Below are 2,819 nucleotides of genomic sequence, written 5' to 3'. Positions count from 1 at the left end.
GGGGTGCTCCTCGGATACGAGTCGGGAACGGGGGGCCCGCCGATCATGGGTCGCGCGGCCGCGCCGGAACCATGCACGGGGTGTGAAGACCTTGTGACAGCACCCGCCCCAGCGTCCGGGCACGCCCGGCGGCACCGATGACACCGGCCCGGCACGAGGCCGGGCCGGTGTCATCGCGTACGGATCAGGCGGCGGTACAGCGGATCATGGTCAGCGGGCGGTTGCCGGTGTAGTCCGCCCAGAACTCCTCGCCGAACTTCTCCACGCCCGCCTGCGAGACCTCCAGCGTGACCCACTCGATGCCGGTGAACCCGGCCGCCGTCAGGGTCTGCTCGTACGTCTCCTTCGACGGGACGACGGCCTCGAAGGAGACCGGCGGGTCGAGCAGGGCGGTGAGGCGGATCCCCCGCCCGATCTCGTTGTCCTTCCCGGTCGACTCGAACAGGAAGCCGTACTTCTCCAGGGACGGGCCGCCGAAGTCGTAGGACGGGTCCTGGACGAACAGGAAGAACGAGCCGCCGGCGACGAGGCTGCGCCGGATGTTGCGCATCATCAGCTCGATCTCCGCGACCTCGCTCGCGTAGTTGAAGGCCTGCACGGCCACGGCCACGTCGAACGGCTCGTCGAAGACCTGCAGGGTGGCCGTGTCGGCGACCTGGTACTCGATGCCGAGGGGCTCGTCCCGCTCGCTCGCCCTGGCCGCGTCGACCATCGCGCCGGAGATGTCGAAACCGAAGACGCGGGACGCCCCGCGGCGCTTGAGCTCCCGGCTGTAGAAGCCGGTGCCGCAGGCGATGTCCAGGACGGACTTGCCGGTGACGTCCCCGACCAGGGCCAGGAAGCCCGGTACTTCGGCGTAGCGGATGACGGGCAGGGTCTTGAAGCCCTCGAAGGCTTCACCGATACCGTCGTACAACTGACCACTCATCGTGGTTCCCCCTCGATTTGCGGCGTCGGCTCTCCTGACGAGCCGCGGCCCTCACCAGGAAGTCTGCTCCGCCACCAAGGTCACTCCGCACTGGTGGAATGCACGAAACTCCTGGTGGCGCCACCAAGGTGCGTACAAACCAGGGAACTCCGCCCCAGGGCTGGGAGGTTCCTCCGACCGGCGGGTCAACTGTCGCCGTCCGGCCGCAGTTCGATGCGGTCCGGGGCCAGGTCGACCGCCACGCGGTGTTCCATGCCCAGGGCCGCCAGGAACTTCTGGGGCAGCTGGACGCGGCCCGAGCGGTCGAGGACCACGTACTCGCGTTCGCTGACCGATTCCGCGCCGTGCTCGTCGGTGACCAGGCTGCGCAGCACCTCACTGCTGGTGCGGCCGTCACGGATCGCCACGGTGCGGCGGACCTCGCCCGCCACCATCGGGTCGTGGGTGACGATCACCACCGTCACGCCGAGTTCCTTGTTGACGGTGCGCAGGGCCTCGAAGACCGTCGCCGCGGTCTCCGAGTCCAGTTCGCCGGTGGGCTCGTCGGCCAGCAGCACCTTCGGGTCGTTCGCCATCGCCACGGCGATCGCCACGCGCTGCTGCTGCCCGCCCGACAGCTGCGCCGGGTGCCGGCCGGCCAGGTCGCCGATCCCGAGGGCGTCCAGCACCTCGGCGACCCGGGCGGACTGGCGGGCGCGAGCGCCACGCCGGCCGCCTCCGCCCTTCAACTGCATGGGCAGCGCCACATTCTGAGCTGCCGTCAGGAACGGCAGCAGATTGCGGGCCGTCTGCTGGAAGACGAACCCGACCGCTTCGCGCCGGTAGCGCAGCCGGTCCCTCGGGGACAGCTCCAGCAGGTCGTAGCCGGCGACCGCCGCACTGCCCGCCGTCGGCACGTCCAGGCCCGCCAGGATGTTCAGGAGGGTGGACTTGCCGCTGCCCGAGGCGCCGACGAGGGCCACCAGGTCCCCCTGGGCGACCGTCAGCTCCAGCCCCTGGAGCGCCTGCACCTCGATGCCGTCCGTGCTGAAGATCCGCACCAGACGGTCGCAGACGATCGCGGCGTCCGCCGCGGGGGTGCGGGACCGCGTCGCGGCCACCGCCCTGCGGCGCAGTTCCTCGTACGTCGGCTGGTCGGTGTTCAACGCTGGTCTCCCGCTCTCAACTCGGTGGTGATCTGGCGTCGCCCGGATGTCGCCGCCTCCAGGAGCACGGCCGCGGCGACCAGGGCGGCCAGGCCCAGGGCCGGGGCCAGTACGGCCCCCGGGGTGAGCCGTACGCCGGTCGGGGCGCTCGCGCCGACCAACGTGGACAGGTCCATGGCCGGCCCCAGCAGCGCCACCGCGGCCGCCGCCGCCAGGGCCCCGCCGAGCGCGGCGGCCAGGGTCTGCGGCAGGGCCTCGGCGAGGATCAGCGCCACGCCCTGGCGGCGGCGCAGCCCCATGGTGCGCAGCCGGGCCAGCAGGGCGGCACGCTCGGGGACGGTCCGCAGCAGGGTCAGCAGGACGGCCAGCAGCGCGAAGCCGGCCGCCGCGGCCACGCAGGACCAGAACAGGCGCTCGGCCGAGCCCTGCAGCGGATCGGCGCCCAGCTCGGCGACGTACTCGGCGCTGGTGCGCACCAGGTACCGTTCGTCGGCCGGCTTCGCCCCGGAGTCCGGGGCCTGCCCCGCGCCGGGTGCCGGGGCCGGCCGCGTCGAGGGAGCGGCCGAGGACGCCGTCGCGGGCTCCGGGCGGGCGGCCCGGGTCAGGGCGCGCAGCCGCTCCGCGTCGACGGGGCCGAGGGCGAGCCACCGGTTGGGGCGGACACCGCCGCTGATCAGGGCCGTCGCGGGACCGGCCGGCAGGACCACGGTCTCGCCGCCCGGGCCCGTCGGTGCGGGGGTGCAGCC

General features: G+C 73.0%; 2 protein-coding genes and 1 pseudogene. All 3 read right to left on the bottom strand.

Annotated features, from left to right (window positions below):
- Positions 1-184: 184 nt before the first annotated feature.
- The gene (locus tag VR44_RS38270; RefSeq protein WP_045952291.1) at positions 185-928 is read right to left on the bottom strand and encodes a class I SAM-dependent methyltransferase; all 744 of its coding nucleotides are present in this window, start codon (positions 926-928) and stop codon (positions 185-187) included.
- A 185-nt stretch (positions 929-1,113) separates the two neighbouring features.
- The gene (locus tag VR44_RS38265) at positions 1,114-2,073 is read right to left on the bottom strand and encodes an ABC transporter ATP-binding protein (protein WP_052714022.1); all 960 of its coding nucleotides are present in this window, start codon (positions 2,071-2,073) and stop codon (positions 1,114-1,116) included.
- Positions 2,070-2,819 (bottom strand): annotated as a pseudogene (locus tag VR44_RS38260) (FtsX-like permease family protein); the annotation flags it as partial. The pseudogene VR44_RS38260 and the gene VR44_RS38265, both read right to left, overlap by 4 nt.

This window comes from Streptomyces katrae, from assembly GCF_000966975.1.
Classification (GTDB): Bacteria; Actinomycetota; Actinomycetes; order Streptomycetales; family Streptomycetaceae; genus Streptomyces; species Streptomyces katrae.
The sequence above is the reverse complement of the archived record's forward strand: the minus strand, read 5'-3'. Positions and strand labels throughout refer to the sequence as shown.

Excerpts from the sequence above, each read along its gene's own strand:
- VR44_RS38270 (WP_045952291.1), bottom strand. The coding sequence starts at position 928 with ATGAGTGGTCAGTTGTACGACGGTATCGGTGAAGCCTTCGAGGGCTTC.